Origin of the sequence: Sphingomonas sp. R647 (assembly GCF_020177055.1) — a bacterium.
Lineage (GTDB): Bacteria > Pseudomonadota > Alphaproteobacteria > Sphingomonadales > Sphingomonadaceae > Sphingomonas.
In genome coordinates this window covers 170,026-190,712 of sequence record NZ_JAIQXT010000001.1, presented here as the reverse complement: position 1 = coordinate 190,712, position 20,687 = coordinate 170,026, and the positions used below count along the sequence as shown (strand labels likewise).

17 protein-coding genes are annotated in these 20,687 nt (G+C 65.8%); 6 read left to right on the top strand and 11 right to left on the bottom strand.

Annotated features, from left to right (window positions below; translation table 11 throughout):
• Nucleotides 1–32: 32 nt before the first annotated feature.
• Nucleotides 33–1,349: a CsgG/HfaB family protein gene (locus tag K9B35_RS00785; RefSeq protein WP_224919904.1), complete on the bottom strand. Its 1,317-nt coding sequence runs from the start codon at nucleotides 1,347–1,349 to the stop codon at nucleotides 33–35.
• A complete protein-coding gene (locus K9B35_RS00780; protein WP_224919903.1) occupies nucleotides 1,349–1,840 on the bottom strand; it encodes a hypothetical protein in 492 nt (163 codons plus the stop codon). Before K9B35_RS00780 ends, K9B35_RS00785 begins: the two co-directional genes overlap by 1 nt.
• Nucleotides 1,841–2,041: 201 nt before the next feature.
• Between K9B35_RS00780 and K9B35_RS00775 the strand changes: the two genes are divergently transcribed.
• Complete coding sequence (locus K9B35_RS00775) at nucleotides 2,042–2,272, top strand: hypothetical protein (RefSeq protein ID WP_224919902.1); 231 nt, start codon at nucleotides 2,042–2,044, stop codon at nucleotides 2,270–2,272.
• Nucleotides 2,273–2,391: 119 nt separating this feature from the next.
• Here K9B35_RS00775 and K9B35_RS00770 read toward each other — a convergent pair whose 3' ends face one another.
• Entirely contained in the window at nucleotides 2,392–4,008 is a 1,617-nt protein-coding gene (locus K9B35_RS00770) for a GMC family oxidoreductase (RefSeq protein WP_224919901.1), read from the bottom strand.
• A gap of 101 nt (nucleotides 4,009–4,109) precedes the next feature.
• Nucleotides 4,110–4,781 carry an alpha/beta fold hydrolase gene (locus K9B35_RS00765; RefSeq protein ID WP_318245942.1) on the bottom strand — a complete coding sequence of 224 codons (672 nt, stop codon included), beginning with the start codon at nucleotides 4,779–4,781 and terminating at the stop codon, nucleotides 4,110–4,112.
• Nucleotides 4,782–5,070: 289 nt separating this feature from the next.
• On the opposite strand from K9B35_RS00765, the gene K9B35_RS00760 reads away from it, so the two are divergent.
• From K9B35_RS00760 to K9B35_RS00750, 3 genes are read left to right on the top strand one after another with little or no spacing between them, the layout of a single operon-like run.
• A complete protein-coding gene (locus K9B35_RS00760; protein ID WP_224919899.1) occupies nucleotides 5,071–6,870 on the top strand; it encodes a YncE family protein in 1,800 nt (599 codons plus the stop codon).
• Nucleotides 6,871–6,903: 33 nt separating this feature from the next.
• Nucleotides 6,904–7,425, top strand: coding sequence for an RNA polymerase sigma factor (locus K9B35_RS00755; protein WP_224920482.1), 522 nt, complete (start codon nucleotides 6,904–6,906; stop codon nucleotides 7,423–7,425).
• Complete coding sequence (locus K9B35_RS00750; RefSeq protein ID WP_224919898.1) at nucleotides 7,422–8,201, top strand: anti-sigma factor family protein; 780 nt, start codon at nucleotides 7,422–7,424, stop codon at nucleotides 8,199–8,201. The genes K9B35_RS00755 and K9B35_RS00750 overlap by 4 nt, the downstream gene beginning before the upstream one ends.
• A gap of 227 nt (nucleotides 8,202–8,428) precedes the next feature.
• On the opposite strand, the gene K9B35_RS00745 is transcribed toward K9B35_RS00750, so the two are convergent.
• The 7 genes from K9B35_RS00745 to K9B35_RS00715 all read right to left on the bottom strand — a co-directional run bounded on the left by K9B35_RS00745 (nucleotide 8,429) and on the right by K9B35_RS00715 (nucleotide 18,232).
• Nucleotides 8,429–9,991: an alkaline phosphatase D family protein gene (locus tag K9B35_RS00745; RefSeq protein WP_224919897.1), complete on the bottom strand. Its 1,563-nt coding sequence runs from the start codon at nucleotides 9,989–9,991 to the stop codon at nucleotides 8,429–8,431.
• Nucleotides 9,992–10,041: 50 nt separating this feature from the next.
• A complete protein-coding gene (locus K9B35_RS00740; RefSeq protein ID WP_224919896.1) occupies nucleotides 10,042–13,152 on the bottom strand; it encodes a TonB-dependent receptor in 3,111 nt (1,036 codons plus the stop codon).
• Between the two features lie 68 nt (nucleotides 13,153–13,220).
• Nucleotides 13,221–13,952 (bottom strand): SDR family oxidoreductase, encoded by a 732-nt coding sequence (locus K9B35_RS00735; protein ID WP_224919895.1) that lies wholly within the window; start codon nucleotides 13,950–13,952, stop codon nucleotides 13,221–13,223.
• 20 nt (nucleotides 13,953–13,972) lie between these two features.
• Nucleotides 13,973–14,812: a TIGR01459 family HAD-type hydrolase gene (locus tag K9B35_RS00730; RefSeq protein WP_224919894.1), complete on the bottom strand. Its 840-nt coding sequence runs from the start codon at nucleotides 14,810–14,812 to the stop codon at nucleotides 13,973–13,975.
• Nucleotides 14,809–16,086, bottom strand: coding sequence for an FGGY-family carbohydrate kinase (locus K9B35_RS00725; RefSeq protein ID WP_224919893.1), 1,278 nt, complete (start codon nucleotides 16,084–16,086; stop codon nucleotides 14,809–14,811). Before K9B35_RS00725 ends, K9B35_RS00730 begins: the two co-directional genes overlap by 4 nt.
• Nucleotides 16,083–17,453: a hypothetical protein gene (locus tag K9B35_RS00720; protein ID WP_224919892.1), complete on the bottom strand. Its 1,371-nt coding sequence runs from the start codon at nucleotides 17,451–17,453 to the stop codon at nucleotides 16,083–16,085. Before K9B35_RS00720 ends, K9B35_RS00725 begins: the two co-directional genes overlap by 4 nt.
• Nucleotides 17,453–18,232 carry a DeoR/GlpR family DNA-binding transcription regulator gene (locus tag K9B35_RS00715; protein WP_224919891.1) on the bottom strand — a complete coding sequence of 260 codons (780 nt, stop codon included), beginning with the start codon at nucleotides 18,230–18,232 and terminating at the stop codon, nucleotides 17,453–17,455. Before K9B35_RS00715 ends, K9B35_RS00720 begins: the two co-directional genes overlap by 1 nt.
• A 170-nt stretch (nucleotides 18,233–18,402) precedes the next feature.
• Here K9B35_RS00715 and K9B35_RS00710 point away from each other — a divergent pair, with 170 nt between their 5' ends.
• Nucleotides 18,403–19,416, top strand: coding sequence for a class II aldolase/adducin family protein (locus K9B35_RS00710; RefSeq protein WP_224919890.1), 1,014 nt, complete (start codon nucleotides 18,403–18,405; stop codon nucleotides 19,414–19,416).
• A complete protein-coding gene (locus K9B35_RS00705) occupies nucleotides 19,413–20,666 on the top strand; it encodes an MFS transporter (RefSeq protein WP_224919889.1) in 1,254 nt (417 codons plus the stop codon). Before K9B35_RS00710 ends, K9B35_RS00705 begins: the two co-directional genes overlap by 4 nt.
• Nucleotides 20,667–20,687: the final 21 nt, after the last annotated feature.

Sequence of the window (20,687 nt, the reverse complement as noted above, 5' to 3'; positions counted from 1 at the left end):
AGGGAAAAGATCAGGCGCAGCGGCGGTCGTGATCACCTCCCTTCAGACTGGCGGTCGGCTGCAGCGACGCGCAGCCGTGCGATGCGCTGGTCGCCAGCGCCTTCGCGATAGATCTGCGCGTCGCTTGCAGCGGGACGCCAGGTCAGGCGGATCATGTCGTCCGCCACGCCGATCCCGCGCAGCAGCGAGACGACTGCGGCAATGCGACGATCGGCGAGCGCATGGCGCCGGGCGGGATCGGCGGGTTCACTCGCGCGGGCAGTGAGCAGCAGCTCGACCGGGCCCAGCCGACGTGCAGCGCTGACCCGGGCGCCAAGCGCGCCTGCTGCCGCGACGAAGCGCTCGGACTGCGCCTCGAAGAGGATTGGAAGCGGCGGCGCCGCAGCCGGCGCCAGTGCGTTGACCGCACCGTCTGCTGAATGCGCGGCAGCGGACATGGCGGGGCCCGCGCCAACCCAACCGGCCGGCGCGGCACTGCCAACACCGGTCGCCAGGCACAGTGCCGGATCGCGTGTCGTAGCCGCGCCGACCAGCCGCAGCGTCGCTTCCTCAAGCGCAGTGCGGATGCCAAGCTGGAGGGGCTCCTGCGCCTTTGCGCCGAGATTGATGTCGAACAGCTCGGAGCCGAAGAAGCGGAAGATATTGAAGCCCACCTCATAGCCCGAGAATTGCTTGGTGAGGCTCAGTGCATGGACGACCAGCAGCGAGCGGGTATCGACGATGCGCAGGTCGATCGCGACCGACTGGGTATAGGTGCGCGCCTTCGGCCCGGTCTGCCCGATCCGAAACTCCCCGCCGCCCGATCGGATATTGTAGTTGAGCTCGGTGATGCCGCCGACAATGTAGAAGTCCGAGGCGGCGATCGACCCGCCATAATAGGGCAGCCAGGCGACCTTGCTGCCCTCCCCGCCCGCTACCGAGTGGACCTGCCCGTCGCCGAGCTGGCGGCGCTCGACATAGCCAAGCTCGCGCTCGCCAATCGTCGGATCGAAGCGTTCGGCCATGACGATGGCCCCGCCAAGCTTGCCAAGTGCCGAGGCCACCATGAGCGCCCCGCCCTGGGTGATCGCCGTGCCTTCGTTGACGGAATATTTGCCGGTATAGTCGCGCACATCGCCGACCGCGATCACCGGCCGTCGCGACGGCAACCGGGCAAGGTCCGACGCAAAACAGGCAAAGGCGCCGTCCAGCGGAGTGCGGTTGTCGCGCACCGGCGGCCCGACCAGGGTCGGCACCTCGAGCGGCGCGGCACGGATGCCCTGCAGCCGGACACAGCCGGAAAGCGCAAGGCCGATCGCCAGCAGCGCGCCGCCGCGCACCCCAAGCGGACGCCATCCATCGCGACGCATCAGTTGAGCGCCCCGAAGCCGCAGGCAGTGCTGCCCGAGACCGACGCATTCTGGTTGCCGCTATTGCGCTGATCGGAATTCAATGCCTGCCACGCAGGACCATTCACCACAGCGCCGGTATCCCCGCTGGCCAAAGCGCCGACCGCACCGCCATTGCGCTGATCGACATCGACATCGACATCGGCGCCCGCGCTATCGCCACTGCCCGAGCTGGTCGCCAGATTGCCGGTCGCATTGGCGCTCGTGCCGGTAACGCTCGGCGAATTGGCCAGAGCGCTTTGTGCGCCGTGATTGCCGGTGGCGGTTGCGCCGACAGAGCAATTATACTGGCGATCGATGGTCGTATTGTAGACCGGCGCTGCATAGACGCCGGCACGCTGCTTCATGATCAGGTCGAGCGCGGCGGTCCGCGCGGCAAGATCCTGGGGCGTTGCAAACTGCCAGTTGCGGTTCTCGCTGACATCCTGCGCATGGGCTGCAAACACAGCCATGCTGAGACCCAGTGCCGAAGCGATCAGGCCGCGACGAAGCCTGCGCCGCCTCGCCAGTTTGATGCGATTGTCCATGTGCCAACTCCCGTCGCCGCGGCGGAAGCCCGGCGTCGGGAACAGCAAGAAAAGCGGAAATCCCCGTGCTGCAACAGCTATTGGCGTTCAGCCAAGCGCAGCGCAGAAATGGAAACAAGCGGATAGATGCCCACCCTCGCCGCCTTCAAACCCCTGCCTGCTGCGCGCCTCGAATTCACAGACACATCGGGCCTGATTCGCTGCAGGCAGCCCATATGGGCACGGCCCGGCATCTTCAGCTGGACAAGGCACGCGGTGAAGGCCGAGCCTCGCTGCAGTCTGATCGACCAAATGGTCGACGGCATTCCCGCCGCGCGTCTCGACGCGACGGGCGTTCCCGCCAGCAACGGTAATTAAGCTCAATCGCAAACGAGACCCCCGAGCGCAGCGCGCAGGAGCGACATCGCCCCAGTTGCGATACAGCCTGGCGATCGGCGGCGACCTCGGTGAGGGCGGTCGCGCACCGGCCGCCGCCGTCACAAGCGATAGGCATCGCGGATGATCTGTGCGGCGCGCTCGCCGACGATGGCGCACGGTGCCTGAATATTGCCAGTGGGGACGGTCGGGAAGATCGATCCGTCGGCGACCCGCAGGCCTTCCACGCCCCGCACCTTGAGGGTCGAGTCGACCACCGCCAGGTCATCGCGGCCCATGCGTGCGGTGCCGCTCTGGTGCCAATAGGTCACCGCCGCATCGCGCAAAAAGCGATAGTCGGTCGGATTGCCCGCGCCGGGGATCACCTCGCGCGTCACGAACGGCGTGAAGGATGCCGCTGCGCCCAGGTCGCGGCACAGGTTGACGCATGCCCGCGCCGCCGCGACGTCGGCCGGATCGGACAGCATCCTGGGATCGACCACCGGCGCTGCATGCGGATCGCTCGATGCGAGCCGCACATCGCCGCGGCTTTGCGGATGGGCAAGCCCGCCGAACATCGTCCAGCCATGCTCGGGCACGCCGAGCGCGGTAGTGCGCTCGCTCGGCACCGGGAATTCCACCTGGCACAACAGCAGGTCGGGCGCGGTCAGTTCGGGCCGCGACTTCCAGTAGAGCGTCGCCTCGCTCCCGTTGTTGCGCGGGGCAAGCGGCTGGCGATATTCCCAGGTGCAGCAAAAGGCGACATGATCCTGCAGATTCTGGCCGACGCCGGTAATGTGCTCGACCAGCGGGATGTCGAAGCGCGCGAGGTCCCGGCGCTTGCCCAGACCCGACAGCATGAGCAGCCTGGGCGTGTTGATCGCGCCGGTCGACACGATCACCTCGCTGCCGACGCCGATCGACCGGATTTCGCCCGCCCGCTCGATCTCGACACCGGTTGCGCGGCGTCCGGTGAACAGGATGCGCCGGACGAGCGTATCGGTGAGGATGGTCAGGTTGGGGCGGTCGGCAAAGGGCCGCAGATAGGCGCGGTAGAGCGAGTGGCGGCGCCCGTCGCGCACCAGCATGTCGGAAATCGCGGCACCGCCAGCGCCCGCCATCATCCGCCCATTGGGGCTGTCGAAGCGCGGGATGCCGAGTTCCTGTGCGGCATCGAGCAGGGCGCCGGCAAGCGGGCTGGGATCGGCGGCAGGCTGCACCCAGACGGGGCCGCCGCTGCCGCGATGATCCGGGTCAGGCACACCCTGCCAGTTCTCGATCCGGCGATAGATCGCCTGGACCGCATCGGCGCCCCAGGCCGGATCGCCGGATTCAGCGGCATAATGGTCCCAGTCGCTGCGATGGCCATGCGCCCAGACCATGACGTTGACGCTCGATCCGCCGCCAAGCCCCTTGCCCATCGCCATCGACAGCGCGCGGCCGTCGAGATGCGGGCTCGGCACGGCCTGAAAGCCCCAGTCGCGCGCGCTGCCCAGATTGGTCGGCCACAGCGCCGGGTCGAGCACGCTTTCGGCCGCATCATCGCCCCCTGCTTCGATCAGCAGCACGTGGCAGTCGGCATTCTCGGCAAGGCGCCGGGCGATAACGCAGCCGGAGGATCCGCCGCCGCAGACGATGAAATCATAGGATGGTTTCAGATTGGCGGTGAGCCGCATCTGGTTCTCGCGTGCGCGGCGCTCGAAATCGGCGATTTGGGCAGGACTGGCGTGATTGGTCATGAGATTGTCTTTCGATCGGACACGGCTCCGCCATTGCGCGACTGGTGGAAACGCCACCGCACGCGCATCGGAAATCCGGGTCGGGGTTGAAACCGGGGTGGTTAGGTACTTGCCGCCGAGACCTGACGGGCAGCGTCGTCGATGACATCGGCGACGACCTTTGGCTGGGTCATGAAGACCGCATGGCTCGCAGGAACTTGGGTGACCTTGGCGCCGATGCGACGGGCCATATCGTGGAGCATGCGCGGATCGAATGCGCGATCGTGAGTTGCGATCACCGCCCAGCTCGGCTTTGCGCGCCAGGCGGCATGTTTGAGCACCGTACCAAAGGCCGCCATGTTGATCGGCACCTGCGAGTCGCGCAAAAAGGCCGCATCCGCCGGGGAGGCATCGGCGGCGAAGCCCGCGCGAAAATTCTCGGCCCTGATAAAACCGAACCCGTCGGCGTGCGTGTCGATCACGAATTCGGGCGGCGTGGTATAGCCCTTGTAGAGCTGCGCAGTGGTCTGCCCGGCATCGGGCGACAGCGCGGAAACATAGACGAGCGCGCTGACCTTTGGATGCACGCCCGCTTCGGTGATCACCGTCCCGCCCCAGCTATGCCCGACCAGCACGGCCGGGCCATCCTGTCGGTCAAGGGCACGGCGGGTCGCCGCGACATCATCCGCCAGCGAGGTGAGCGGGTTCTGGACAATGGTCACGCGATAGCCGCGCGCGATCAGGTCATCATAGACCCGCCGCCAGCCCGATCCGTCGGCAAAGGCGCCGTGCACGAGAACGACGTTGCGCGTCGGCCTCTGTGCTGTTCCTGATTTGGGGTCCGGTGTCGATTGCGCGGTCGCCGAAGCGGAAAGCGCAAACAAGGCCGCGATGGCCGCTCTGGCTACCATGATCAAAGTCCCTCGTGGTTGTGATCCACGAAAGACAATCGATGCGGAGTATTATTCCCGACGCCGAATAGAAAATTCGCGGACCCGCCAATCGGGATAAAATTTCGACGGCGGGAATAATCGGCTTGCGCGACTGTCTACCGATCATCGCGAATGGCGGAGGGATGGTGACATGAAAAGTGCAAGACATGCAGGTGTAGCGTTCGCGATCGGTATCGCGGCGATCGCGCTCGCTCCGGCCTCGGCGCAGCATGCCCATCACCACGCCGGGTCGGCGGACCGGCCGAGCACGAAATTCTCGCCCGAGGCCGCCGCCTTCCTGGCCGAGAACGACGTGGCGATGGAGCGTATGATGGCGGACATGCACGTCGCGCCGACCGGCGATATCGACAAGGATTTCGTCACCATGATGATCCCGCATCATCAGGGCGCGATCGATATGGCCCGCGCCGTGCTGCGGTCGAGCCGTAACGTCGCGGTCAGACGGCTCGCGCAGGAAATCATCGTCACCCAGGAAGACGAAATCCGGGCGATGCGGCTGGCAGTCGGGATCGACGCAACGCCAGCCGCGTCGCGTGCCGGCCAACCGTCGCAGCCCGTCCCAGCGGCGGAAACGCGGATCAGCTCGAACGACCGGGTTTATGCCGCCGACCAATTCTCGAATACGGTATCGGTCATCGAGCCAGCGACGAACCGCCTGCTCGGCGTCATCCGGCTGGGCGATCCGCAGCCCGCCAGTCTCAGCCCGCTCTATCGCGGCCAGTTGCTCGTCCACGGCCTTGGCTTTGCGCCGGATGGCAAGACGCTCGCGGTCGTGTCGATCGGCTCCAATTCGGTGACCTTCATCGACACCGCGACCAACACGGTGAAGGCGACGACATATGTCGGGCGGTCGCCACACGAGGCCTTCTTCACGCCCGATGGCCGCGAGCTATGGGTTACGGTCCGCGGCGAAGACTATATCGCAGTGCTCGATACCACGACATTTGCCGAGACGAAGCGCATTCGGGTGACCGCCGGGCCGGGCATGCAGATCTTCTCCCCGGACGGCGTCTATGGCTATGTCTGCTCGTCCTTCACCGCGCAGACGGTCGCGATCCGGCTGGCCGATCATCAGATCGTCGGGCGGATCAAGCAGGACTCGCCCTTCTGTCCGAACATTGCGGCGAGCCCCGACGGAACGCAGGTCTGGTTGACGCTGAAGGACATCGGGCGCGTGATGGTCTTTGACGCGCGCCCGCCCTTTGGCATCATCCGCACGATCGACACCGGGCCGCTGACCAACCATGTCAATTTCGCCCGAACGGCGGCCGGCACCTTCGCCTATGTCACGATCGGGGGGCTCAATGTCGTGAAGGTGTTTCGTACGGACAGCTTCGCGCACGTCGCGACGATCCCCGTCGGCCAGCTGCCCCACGGACTCTGGCCTTCGGGGGACGGCAGCCGTATTTATGTCGGCCTGGAGAATGCCGACATGATCGCCGCGATCGACACGACAAGCCAGCGCGTGGTCGCGCAGATCCCGGTCGGTCAGGCGCCGCAAGCCGTCGTCTATGTACCCAATGCGGTCCCCTCCGGCAGCGGAACCACCGGGCTCACACCGCTCGGCCTCGCGTCGCAGGCTGTCCAGCTCACGCTGGACCCGGTCGGCCCGTCATCGGGTTCAACTGCGACCAGCGTCGCGCTGTTCGACCAGGGGTTGACGCAGGTGCTGCAGGCGGCGGTCGCCGGACTGGAACCACGCAAGCCTTATGTACTCGCACTGGCGGCCCGGCCCGATGGCGGCGGCGCGATCGAGCCGTTGGCGGGCTTCATGACGAACCCGGCTGGCGCGGCGGTTGTCACCGCGGTGGGACCGATCCGACAGGTCGTGCGCGATGCGACGGGCGATCGCGCGCGGTTCCTCGTGATCATGCCGGGTACCACGAGCGCCTATGGACCGCCGGTTCAGGTGCAATCGCGCGCGTCGTGACGACGATGCGTCCGGGAGAAGAGCGTGCAGGACATGATGGCGCTGGTCGAACCGTTGATCCCTGCGCTGCGCCGCTATGCGCGCAGTCTGCTGCGCGACCAGAGCGCCGCCGACGATCTGGTGCAGGATTGCCTGGAGCGCGTCATCAGCCGCTGGCACCAGCGCCGGTCTGACGGCAACGCGCGGACATGGGTCTTCACCATCCTGCACAATCTGGCGATCAACCGGCTGAAGCAGACCGCCCGTCGCGGGGTCCATGTCACGGTCGAGGACGTGGATGAAGCCGCGTTCGCGACGGCTCCTGCGCAGGAACACCGGCTTCATCATCGCGGAATTCTCGATGCGCTTGCATGGCTGCCCGACGACCAGCGCAGCGTGTTGCTGCTCGTCTCGGTCGAGGAGCTTTCCTATGCGGAAACGGCGGTGGTGCTTGGCATTCCGGTCGGAACGGTGATGTCCCGGCTCTCGCGGGCGCGACATCGGCTGGCGCAGTTGCTCGACAATGGCCCTGATCGGTTGGCGGCGACTGGAACTGTGCTTAGGAGGGTCAAATGAGCCGTCCGATCTCAGAAGACGATCTTCACGCGCTTGTCGACGGGGCGTTGCCCGATGACCGCCGGTTGGAGGTGGAAACCTATCTTGAGAGCAATCCCGAGATCGCCGAGCGCTATGCGCGGTTCGGCGCTCTGGGCGAGGCACTGCGCGCCGAGCTCGGGCCGATCGCGGCCGAGCCTGTGCCGCTGAAGCTTGATCTGGGCCACCTTGTGGCGGCTCGCCGCCGGTCGCACTGGACCGGCTGGCGGGCGGCTGCGGCGGCTTGCCTTCTCCTTGTCGCCGGGGGCGGCGGTGGCTGGATGCTGCGCGGTATCGGCATGGATCACCCCGCCGGTATCGACGCGCTCGCTCAGGAGGCGTCCTATGCCTATGCGGTGTTCGGTCCGGATGGTGGCCACCCCGTCGAGATCGCGGCGGCGGACAGCGACGCCCTTGTACGCTGGGTCGAGCAACGTCTCGCAATGCCGATTTCGTTGCCGGACCTGTCGGGATCGGGCTATCGCCTCATGGGCGGGCGTGTCGTAGCCACCCGGAACGGACCGGCTGGCCTGCTCATGTACGATGACGCAAAGGGGGGGCGCATCGCCATGTTGATGCGGCCGATGAAGCAGCGCGACGAGAATGCACCGATGGCCAGACATCGTGACGGCGAGGTCGTCGGATATGTCTGGGCCGACAATGGCATGGGCTATGGCATGGTCGGCGGGCCAGAGGCAGCCGACCTGCTGCATCCGATCGCCGACGAAGCGCGTCGTCAAATCCGTAAAAGAACCTGATCGAGCAGGCGGCGTGCATCGGAATGTGAATTCACGCTGATGCACGCGAGGCGGCAGGTTCCATCCGGCGTGCTGCCGCAGACGTCCTCCTGAGTGTTCCGGGGGCCCTGGTTGCCACAGCCCGGCAGCAGCTTCGTTCAGCTGATCAGTTGCGAATTTCCTTACAGCCTGCGGCAACTGCGCGGTGAAGCTTGAGTCGTGCGCCTCAATGCAGGGGGCGCGCTCACTCAAGCCTTGTGGAGCTTGGCCCGATCCGGCGTCACGGCGAAGCGCGCAATGGTCGATAGCTTGCCATCGGGCCGGCTGACCTGGTCCACCCCCTTGATCTCGGTGAGCCAGCGGTCTTTGGTGATGTCGAAAATCTGGTAGCCGCGCCGGTCCTCGAACAGCGCGACGTGCGGATTGTTGCGCATCAGCGTGCCGTGGCCTGCGATTGGCCCACCGTCACCATTGGTCGAAATGGACGTCGCGAGAAATTCGGTCGCCACCATGTCCCCGTCGAGATCGTCTTCGCGCAGCGGCACGGTGCCGGCAAAATGCTTGTGATAGTCCCCCGAGGCGATGACGACGTTCGACAGTCGATGTCGGCGAATGCTGTCGATCAGGCGCGCGCGCGCCGGGCGATAGCCGTCCCAGGTATCGGTCGCGAGGTTGGGGTCGTTCTGGTCGGCCTTGCGCCGGTCGAACGGCATGACCAGAATTTGCTGGGCCAGCAGGTTCCACCGCGCCTTGCCGCCCAGCCCCTCGTCCAGCCACTTTTCCTGCCCCTCGCCGAGCACCGTGGCGCCATCGTGAGCGGCAGGGGGACAGGGCTTGCGCTTGCCATCCTCGCAGACCTGATCGCTGCGATTGCTTCGGGTATCGAGCACATGGATGCGGAGCAGGCCGCCATAATCCAGCCGCCGATAGGCGAGCATGTCGCGCGCGCGTGGGAACTGCGATCGGCGGACCGGCATGTGCTCATACCATGCCTGCATCGCTGCAAAACGGCGCAACAGGAAGACGGTGCGCGGCGTACCGGTCTCGTCGAAAAAGCCTACCCAGTTATTGTCGACTTCATGGTCGTCAAAGGTCGAGAGAAACGCGACCGAGCGGTGCGCCGCCTGGAGATCCGGATCGGACTTGTACTGCGCATAACGGCGGCGATAATCGTCGAGCGAATAGGTTTCATCGCCGATATGTTCACGCACGCACACCGGCTTGCCGTCGGTCTTCGGGCAGACGCGCTGCGCCCAATGTTCGTAGATATAGTCGCCATAGTGGAACACGGCGTCGAGCTCAGGTTCCTGCGCCAGATGCTGGAAGGCGGTGTAATAGCCACCTTCCCAATGCTGACATCCCGCAACCGCGATCCGGACGCGATCGACCGGTGCGCCGGCCGGCGGGGCGGTACGAACCGTCCCCGTCTGGCTCATCGCGGTGCCGACACGAAAGCGGTACCAATATCGACGTCCGGGCTTCAGGCCGGCGACCTCGACATGGACGCTGTGGCCGAGTTCGGGGCGGGCATAGGCTTCTCCGGTCTGCGCGATCTTCGCGAAGCGCGCATCCTCGGCCACGTCCCAGCTGACCGCCACTGCCTTCATCGGCATGCCACCGCCACGCTCCATCGGCTTTGGTGCCAGGCGTGTCCACAGGACGAACCCGTCGGGCCAGGGGTCGCCTGACGCCACGCCAAGCGTGAACGGATCGCCCTCGAGCGGCGCGGCCCAAAGTCCCTGCGGTGAAAAGCCCGCCAGCAGGACCAGCCCGCTGGCCGTCTGGATCATGGTCCGGCGGTCGAAGTGCATTGTGACGGATCCTTTGCGCAATCAGGTCGTGTTAGCGGTCGATGCGCGCGCTAGAAGCGCGCGCGCACGCCAAATGTGCCGCTGCGGCCATTGTGGATGTAGATTGCACTATGGTCGCCCACGGTGCCCGTCGTGGCGAGGCTGCCCGGCACGATCACGTTGATCGGCTCGTTCAGCAGGTTGCGGAGCGAGAAGAACGCCTCCCAGCCTTTCGCGAAAGCGTAGCTGCCCGACAGGTTCATATCGATCCGTTCTTCGAACCAGGTCGGCGTGGTGCTGCGATATTTGTCGCCGGTCCACACGCTGTTGAGGAAGAGCTTGAGCGGTCCCTTGCTGTAGGTCAGCGAGAAGGACGCGACCTGGTCGGCGACCCGCACGATCGGCACCTCGGGATGGTTGTACATGTAGGAACCGCGGATCGACAAGCCATCGAGCGGTGACGGGAGGTAGGTGAGCGCATGGTTGAACTCGAACTCGATGCCGCGGATGTTCACCGCATCCCCGCTCACCGTCGTCGTCGTTACGAAGGTGTAGTTCGCATATTCGGTGCCGGTGTAGCCGAACTCCTCGGCGGTCAGCTCCTGTTCCTGGAACAGGCCCTTCACCTTGTTCTGGTAGAAATTGATCGCGACGATGCCCACGGGCTCGAAATAGCGGGCAAGGCGCGCCGAGAAATTGTCCGAGATCGCCGGCTCAAGACTGGGATTGGGCGCGGTGATGATGTTATCGACTTCATCGATCGTCCATGCACCAGAAAGTGCCCTGACCGGCGGCCGCAAAATGGTTCGGCTGTAGCCGAGCTGCAGCTCGGTGCTGCGGCCGAACAGGTATTTCGCCGACGCGCTCGGAAAGAAGAAGTCATACCGCCCCTTTCGATCCACGCGCGGGTTGGTGAGATACTGGTATTCGAGCCCTTCGATCGTCGTCGCGCGACCCGTGCTGGCGGAAACCGCGTAGCCGGCAGCCTGCACTGCCGCCGCCGAGAGCGGATCGAACGCGCGGGACCGGGTGCGGGTCTGCTCCCAGCGTAGCCCGGCGCGCAGGCGAAGCTGCTCGAACGGCGTCGCCGTAGCCATGCCGTATACCGCCGCCGTTGTCTCCCGGTAGCGTGCGTTGTTTTCCACATTGGCGCTGTACCAGTTGGCGGCGGTAAAGCTGCGCTGCCAGTCCTGCGGATTTTGCGAGAACAGGTCATACACCCGGCCCATGCTGGGCAGATAGATGTCGGTGCTGCCCGACAGCGACCGGACGCTGGCACCGGCGTCAGAGAAGGACAGCTGGTTGTTGCTGCGGATCGCCGACAGGAACTCCGCGTTCGTCATCGCGCCGACATAGGTATACTGGTTCGCCGCCGAGCGGTTGTCGAACGCATATTCGGCGTCCTGGACCTTGAAGCCGGTCTTGAACACCACCGGGATACCGGCGACTTCGGTGTCGTAGGTGATGTTCATCGCGCCGGACTTGAGCGAGACTTCGGACGTTGCACCATTGGTTGTCCGCAGCGTCGGCCGGCCGGTCAGCGTGAAGGACGCGGCATCGCCCCAGTCGGGACCGCTGAGCTGCGCGATCGTCCAGTCTGCGTCCAGAATGTTGCCGCGACTGGCCGAGAAATTGCCCGTCGAGCCGATTGCGCTGGTCAGCGACGTGACCTGCCCCTTGGCCGGGCTGTCGTAGCGGCTGGTCGCGCGCGAATAGGATGCAAAGCCGTCGATGCGCAGCCCCTCATGCTCCCACTCGAAGCCGGGCGTGATGGCGAAGGTCTTGTTGATCTTGTACTGGACCGCACCTGCAACCGCGAGCGTGCGGGTGCTTGCTGACTGGTTCGTGGTAAAATCGAGCGCGGCATCGCCGGTCACGCCAGCGGTTCGCGCGCCGGTGGTCAGCGTCGGAGTCAGTTCCTGCTGGTAGATGGTGCCGCGGTTGAGGTTGGTCGCGAGCGACAGGATCAGCCGATCGGTCGCGCGGAAATCGAGGTTCAGCGTCGCTGCGAGGCGCGAGGTCTCGCGCGCCTGGGTCTGCAGGGCAAGCGACGTGATTGCCAGCGGGTCAGAACTGCGCGCCGTCGGCACATAGTTGCGGCTGGCGGTGATTTCCTCACGCTCGATATAGGTGTCGGTATAGCCAAGGCTCGCGAGCACGCCGAGCCGCTTGCCGAACAGGCTTTCCGAATAGAGGATATCGGCGTTGGGCAGGAAGCGGGCACCGCCAAAGCCGCCCTCGTCCGGGCCGGTCCGCGTGCGGCTGTCGAACAGATCGGCATGCGTCGCGCCGCTCAGCCGCACCTGCAACAGTCGCTTGCGCCGGTCGAACGCCCGTTTGGTGCGGATGTTGATCGTACCGGCCGGCGCGTTCGCATCAACGTCGGCGCTCGTCGTCTTGGAGATCTCGATCGAATCGATCCCGGCCAGCGACATCGACTCAAAGCTGAAGACGCGCGCCGAGCCGGCGCCGGTATTCGCGTCAGCGGTGGCCAGCCCAGCCCCGTTGAGCGTCACCTGCGTATAATCGGCCGGCATGCCGCGCAGGAACGCGTTGACCGCCGTGCCGTTCGACCCGTCGGTGTCCACGCCTGGCATGAACTTGAGGAACTCGGCCGGATTCCCGTCATCGATATCGCCATAGCTTTCGGCCGACAGGACGTTCTTGATATCCATCGACTGGCGCTGGTTCATGATTGCGCGTGCATCGCCCTCGCGCACGCTGCCAACCACAACGATCTCGTCGCCGTCGGCACTCTGCGGCCCGGTCGGCTGCATGTCGACGTTGAGCTCCGTTGCGCTGCCCGCGGCGATCCGCACGGTCTGGACCAAGGTCGCATAGCCGGTGAAGACGACGCGCACCATCGTGTCACCAGCGGGAAGATCCCGGACCTCGTAGCGGCCAGCGTCTCCCGACGTTGCGGTACGGCGCTTGCCCGCGGCATCGACGATTTCGATGATCGCATTGCGCAGATACTCGCCGGTAGCGGTATTCTGGATCTGGCCCGACAACGTCCCCTCACCAGCGGTGCTCGTCGCGCCCGGGGACGCCGGTTGCGGACCTGCGTCAGGCGCTTGAGCATTGCCCGAGCTGGCGGGCGACTGGGACTGCGCGATCGCGGCGGGCGCGAGCAGCACTGCGACGGCGGCAGCAGCGCTACCGCTCAGATATCGGAACTTCATGCTTCCCCCTTTGAAAGGCGTAGGATGATTGAGGCTGTTGTTGGATCAGAGAGCGCGACGCTGCGGCGTCACACGTCGAATGCGTGCGGCAGGATGACGAGATCACGAACGATCACGCCGGTGCGCCGGGTCACCATGAACAGGATGGCGTCGGCCACGTCGGCTGGCTCCATCAGCGCGCCCGAAGCGATTTCGTCCTTCAACCGCTGGGGATCCCAATCCTTGAGCAAGGGCGTGTGAACCGGACCGGGCAGCACCGCCGCGACACGCACGCCATGCGGAGCGACCTGACGGCGCACGGTGTGGACGAACGCCTGCACGGCGTGTTTCGAGGCGGTGTAGATCGGCTCAGCCACGATCGGGATGGCGCCTGCGATCGAGCTGGTGACGATGACATCGCCGCTGCCCTGGTTCATCATCGCGGGTAGCACCGCGCGGACCGACTGAAAGGTCGCGTTGATGTTGAGGTTCAACATCGCATCCCAGCGGCTTGCGTCGCCTTCCCACACCTTGCCGCCGACATAGCTGCCGGCGTTGGCGTGGAGGATGTCGATCCGGCCGTGCGCAGCGACGATCGCGTCGATCGCCTGCTGAACGGCGGGATAGTCGAACAGGTCGACCACCACCGACCGGCACTGCGATCCGAGCTCGGCCACCGCTGCATCCAGCGCGGCCTGGTCGCGGTCCAGCAAATGGACGACCGCCCCCGCCGCAATCAGCGCACGTGCGGTTTCCAGCCCGATGCCGGATGCGCCTCCGGTGATTGCGGCGATCTTGCCGTCGAGCGACTGGGTCTGCATGTTCGTCTCCTGGGGCATGGTCACCACCGCAATTGGGATAGGATGAAGTCAGGTCTGGCGTCGGCCTGCGCGAACTGCGTTTCGAGTTCGGCGTCAGTGGCGTCGGCGATGATGCCGGTGCGCACGAGACAGCTGGCGATGCCCGCCTGCGCCGCGCCGCCGATATCGTGTTCGATGCTGTCGCCGATGCACAGGATGCGGTCGGCGGGGATGTCGGGGACCAGCGCGCGCGCCGCGGCGTAGATGGCCGGATAGGGCTTGCCGATCCAGGTCACCGCTCCCCCCAATTCGACATAGCTCGACGCAATCGCTCCCGCGCCGAAGCGCAGCCCGTTTGGCGTCAGCATCTGGTTATCGGGATTGGTGCAATAGGCCGGCACCCCGCGCCGTGCGGCGGGCGCGAGCAGCGCGCGATACGCATCGATCGTCATGCGATCGCCCTCGCTCCCCGCGATCAGGACGATGTCGCACTCGGCGGCGTCGTCCACCAGCGTGATCGGCAGGCCATCGATCGCCATCCGGTCGCCATCGCGCGCGATGAGCAGGCAGCGTTGGCCGGGGTCCAGGTCACGCAGGATCGACCAGCCGACCTCGCCTGACGTCACGATCCCCGAATACAGGCTGGCGGGGATACCGAGGCGGTCGAGCCGCGCGACATTGCTCGCCGATCGTTTGCCCGAATTGGACAGCAGCACGACCCGCTTTCCGCAATCGGCCAGCGCAGCGAGGGTGTCGACCGCGCCGTGATAGGGCGCGGAGCCGTCGTGCAACACGCCGAACTGGTCGATAAAGACTGCGTCGTAGCGATCGACAAGGCTGGCCAGGCCCGCGACCGGCTTCAGGGTACACGGCGCGGTCATGCCGGGACCCCCAAGCCGATGCCCTGCAATGCGAGCCGCGCGACGCCACTTGCCGCCTCGACCGATCGCGCGGGAAGGAAGGGCGCGCCGAGCAGCCGCTGGCGCATCAGCGTCCAGTTCGGGTTGGCAGCGCCTCCGCCCACACTGCGAACCGAGCGCAGCATTGGCGCGCCAAGTTGCGTCAGGCGCGAATAACCCTCCGCCTCGATTGCCGCGATCCCTGCGAGCAGTTCGTGCAGGAAATCGGTCTCGTTTACCGGACGCGGCGACAGGCGCGGCGACAGGCCAGGATCGGCGAACGGAAACCGCTCGCCCACAGCCAGGAGCGGATAATAGTCAAACCGCGCTTCGCGGTCGGGATCGATATGTTCGGACAATTCGGCGAGCCGATCGCGATCAAAATAGGCGGCGAGAACCCGGCCGCCGGTATTGGATGCGCCGCCTGCGAGCCAGCCACCGGCAATACGGTGGCTGTAGATGCCATGTTCTGGCGAGCAGATCGGTCGATCCGCAAGCACCTTGAGCGTGAGCGAGGATCCAAGCGCAGTCACGCCGTCGCCGATCTCACGCGCGCCGGTCGCGAGAAACGAGGCGCAGCCATCGGTCGTGCCGGCGACGATGGTCACCTGCCTGCTCAACCCGAACCGGTCCGCCAGCACGGGCAGGATGGGTGCGATCGGCGTGCCGGCAGGGACGATGCGCGGCAGCAAGTTTTCGCGCAATCCGGATTCGCCTATCCACGCGCCCCAACACCCGGTCACACAATCATATCCGGTCTTCAGCGCGTTGTTCTCGTCGCCCACATCCCATTCGCCGGTCAGGCGCGCGGCCAGCCAGTCGGCCTGATGCAACAGGCGGACAACGCCCGATGTCGCCTGAAGGACGATCGCCTTGGCCAGCCCGGATGTGGGGCCGTGCGCGGCGCTGGCGGCCGGCGCGATCGCTGCGATCCGCCGGACGATGGCCGCGTCAGCCACGGCATCATTGTACATCAGCGGCGGTGCCAGCGGCCTGCCCTGCGCATCGATCGCCAGCAACGAACCGGAGGTCCCGTCGATCGCGATGCCCTGCACGGCGTCACGGTCGATCTGCAACAGCACGTCCGCCAGCGTCCGGTCGACCAGCACCGCCCAGCCCAGCGGATCGCGCGAGTTGATCTGCCGGTCGACGAACCTGTGCGAGGCCGCCGCGATCGGCTCCCCGGCGGCGTCCATCGCCACGCAACGGATGCCCGACGTTCCGACGTCGATCCCCAGAACCACTGCCCTGCTCATGCAGCGCACTCGGCCAGTTCACCATCGATCGACGGCAGACCGGCGCGCCACTGGCGCCGATAGTCATCAAGACCGACGAACGCGGCCGGCGCGACCGGCTGCGGGCGCGCAAGCGCCATGCTGGTCCCATGCGCGGCGAAGGCCAATGCTGCAGCGCCCGCTGCAGTGCCCTCGCTCAGCTTGGCTTGCTTCACCATCTGCCCGGGCCGCAGTTGCGCCAGCAATTCCGCCAGCACACCCCCGGCGGCGAGCCCGCCATCGATCACGAGATCGTTGCGCGACTGGATCGAATCCAGGCAGAAGTCGGTCATCAGCGCGACGTAGAGCATCGCAACGGCAGCCCGCTCGGCGGCATCGGCCATGGCTGGCAGGTCCGGCGTCGGGACGTGTCCAAACGGGCCGGCGGCGGCAAACGCCGGAAAGGCCATGATGCGCGCGTCGATCGCCCGCTGAATGCGCGCGCGCTCCACCGCGACGACGGTTTCGCCCGCAATCACGTCGAACTCGCGCCCGCCCATGAACCCGATCGTAGGCACCGGAGCGCCGTTCACATCGACGTTGCAGTAATGATCGCACCGCGCGTCAAGTGCGTCGAGCGGACAGTCCGGGTTGAAGATGACCACCCAGGTACCGCTGGAAATCAGCGTGAACGGCGCATCCGACACGCTGCGATAGGCATGAAGCGCGGCATTGCTGTCGTGAACGCCATTGTGCACCGCGATCGATCGACCGGCGAGCGGATGCTCCCCGATCACGCTTCCCGCCGGGGCGAAATCGGGCATCTTCTCGCGCCAGCCATTCGCGGACACGACCGACGCGTAATCGCGCTGGGCAGGCGCCCAGATATGCGAGTGGCACCCCATATAGCTGTATTCTGCAACCTGCCGGCCGCCGAGGCGCCAGCTCCAATATTGCGGATAGCCGAGGATCGCGGTGGTCCGGGCCAGCGCTTGCGGCTCGAGATGCTGGAGCCACAAAAGATGCCGGCCGTAGTTGAACCCCTGCGGCCGGGGCGGCGCAAAGGTTTCGGCGTAGGGCGGCAAGCCCGCCCGGACCGCGCTGGCGAATGGACCGGGCAGCTCCTGCTCATAGTCCAGGATGGGACGCACCAGGCCGTCGGCATCGGTCAGCGCGAATGTGCAGCCATGGGCCGCGACCATCACCCCCTGGATCTGGCCGGGATGTGCCGCATCGGCGGTAACCAGCGCCGCATTCGCCCACTGCGCCAGCGCATCGGCGTCGAGGACGGATATGCCGTCGACAGCGCGCCAAACTGGACGCGTGCGCGCACTGAAGCTGATCTGACCGTCGGCCGTAAAGACGAGCAACTTCGAGTTGGTCTTGCCGAAGTCGAGAACGGCGATCATCACGCCTCGCCCGAACCCGTGGCGACGATCCGCAGTTCGACGCCCATATCCTCCAGCATCTTGCGATGCTCGGACGACAGGCCATCATCGACGATGATCGTGTCGATCCGGCTCCACGGCAGCGACACCTGCCGCGCGCCCACCACGAATTTCGAACTGGCGACCAGCGCGACGATACGATCGGCGCAAGCTGCGTAGCGCGCCGCGACATCGACCAGCAGCGGATGCGATTCGAGCAACCCGCGCTCGTCGGCGCCCTGCGCGCTCAGGAAGAATTTCGAGGCAAAGAACGGCTCGGCACTGCCCGCGCCATGCAGGATCAGCGGCTCGCGGTGCAACTCGCCGCCGGCTATGGTCAGCGCGCACGTGCCGGTTTCACCGATCACCGCGGCGAGCGGCATTGAATTCGTGAACAGCCGGATGTTGCGTCGGGCGAGGCGCTCGCCCAGCCGGAAGCACGTCGACCCGCCATGGACGATCACGGCATCGCCGTCCTGCACCATGGTCGCAGCCTCAGCGGCAATCGCGTCCTTGACGGTGACATCGACGGCGCTGCGCTCGGCATAGGTGCGCGCAAACACGCCATGTGCAGTGGCACCGTCGATCGCGGAAATGCCGCCATAGACCTTCCGGGCGAGACCTTGCTCATCCAGTTTGTCGATGTCGCGGCGTACCGTGGCGACGGAGACCTGGAGATTTTCGGAAAGGTCGCGCGCCGAAGCGAATGGCGAAGACCGCAATAACTCCAGGATCCGATGATGTCGATCCGAATCGCTCAACTTCGCCTCCCCACCCCTGTTGTGATCGAACTACGCCACATAATGACGTTATTCAATCTTAAAATGATTGTATTCGATCATCTGTTGACGCAAATACGTCATATGTGGCAGCTAAGCGACCCGGTCGAAGAACCGGCGCTGTGACACGTCGATGCGGGAGAGGATTGATGATGGTCGATGACAATCTGTCCGCTCTGCGCGCCAGCGCGGCGGAGTGGGGACGCGACCCGACCCTCGTGCAGGGCGCTGGTGGAAACGTTTCGATCAAGCTCGATGATGTCATGTGGATCAAGGCGTCGGGCACCTGGCTCGCCGACGCGGCTGGGCAAGACATCCTCGTTCCCGTCGCCTTGCCGGTCGGGGACGTGCCGCGGGTTAAGGACGGATACGCGACCGCCCTGCGCCCCTCGATCGAGACTCTGGTCCATGCAGCGCTGCCGCACCGCGTCGTCGTTCATGTTCACAGCGTCGACGCGATCGCCCATGCCGTCCGCTGCGATGCCGAGGCGGTTCTGTCGCAACGCCTGTCGGGGCTTGCCTGGGTCTTCGTTCCCTATTGCAAGCCCGGCCCAAAACTCGCAGCGGCGGTGCAGCACGCGCACGCCGCAACCTCGGTTGACATTTTCATCCTCGCCAACCATGGCCTCATCGTCGCCGCCGACGATGTGGGACAGGCTGACACGCTGTTGCGCGAAGTCGTCTCACGGCTATCGATCGGCCCCCGTCCCCCTGTCGCGCCGCCGGGGACGCCATCCGCAACGTCAATCGCCGGTTTCCGTGCAGTGTCCGATCCGCACGTGATCAGCCTGGCAGTCGACCCCACCAGCCTCGCCGTCGTAACCGGTGGGCCGCTATACCCAGACCATGTCGTCTTTCTCGGTCGGGCACCGCTGGTGGTCGATTCCCATGACGAGATCGACGCCGCGCTTGCAGATGTGTGCCGGAATCACCGCTCACCGATCCGCTGGATCATCGTGCGTGGCAGCGCGGTGCTGCTTGCGCACGATGCGTTGCGCGGGAGCGAAGCGATGCTGCGCTGCCTCGCCGACGTGGCCACGCGCATCCCGCCGGGCGCGCCGATCGCACCGCTGTGCGCGGCGGACGTCGACGCGCTGATCGACTGGGACGCAGAACGCTATCGCCAGGCAATGGCGACGCCGGCCCCACGGAGCACCATGCTATGATCCTCACTCCGGAACGCCGCCGCTGGCTGATCGTCGCCGTCATTTTCGTGGCGCTCGTCTTCAACTATCTCGACCGCCAGATCGTGGCGATCCTCAAGCCCGTGCTGAAGAGCGAGTATCAGCTCGATGACAGCGGCTATGCGATGCTGCTCAACCTGTTCACCATCAGCTATGCAGTGATGTACCCGATCGGGGGCTGGCTGGTCGATCGTTTCGGGCCGCGCAACGTCATGGGCATCGGCATCATCGGCTGGTCGCTCGCGTGCATCGGCGGCGGCATGGCGCGCACGATCGGGATGTTCGGCCTCTCACGCGCGATGCTCGGAGCCGCCGAGCCCACCAATTATCCCGCGCAGCTCAAGGTCGTCGCAATCTGGTTCCCGGGACGCCTGCGTGCGACCGCCAACAGCCTGTGCGTTGCCGGCGGGTCGATCGGCGCGATCATCGCGCCGCCGCTGATCGCCTGGGTCGCCATCTCTTTTGGCTGGCGCAACGTGTTCTTCATCGCCGGCGCGATCGGCCTGATGATCGCTCTCGCCTGGTGGCTGGTCTATCGCGACCCGCCGGAGTCGATCCGACGCGATGTGGAAGCGTCAGCCGCGAAAACCGGCGACGGCGCCAAGTTCACCTGGCCACAGCTGTGGCGCACGCGCAGCCTGTGGGGCATCTTGCTCATCCGCTTCGTCAGCGATCCCGTATGGTATTTCTGCCTGTTCTGGCTCCCCGGCTATCTGCAGGAGGATTCCGGCCTGACGCTGCAACAGGTCGGCATGGTGGGCTGGATCCCGTTCCTTGCGGCCGATATCGGCGCGATCGCCACGGCGGCATGGTCCGACCGGATGGTCCGGCGCGGCGGCACTCCATTGCTCAGCCGCAAGCGGATGCTGACGGTCGTCGGCTTGCTCGCCCCGCTGTGCGCGCTGACACCGTATCTGCCCAGTGCATTCACGACATTGCTGGTGTTCAGTCTGGTCGCTGTCGCGGCACTCAGCTGGCTGTTCACGATCAGCGTCGTCATTGCTGAATCCTTCCCGGTCGCCAATGCCGCGAGCGTGCTCGGCATCGCCGGCGGCTGCGGCGCGGCGGGCGCGGTGGTATTCAACTATTTCGTCGGCCAGCTCATCGGCAGCGTCGGCGCGCATCAGATCTTCCTCGTCATGGCGCTGCTCCATCCGATTGCGATCGTCATCTTGTGGACCATGGTCCGCGAGGAGCGCGTGCCACAGTCACCCGCACGCGCCCTCTCATAATCACTCCGACACCTTACCCCT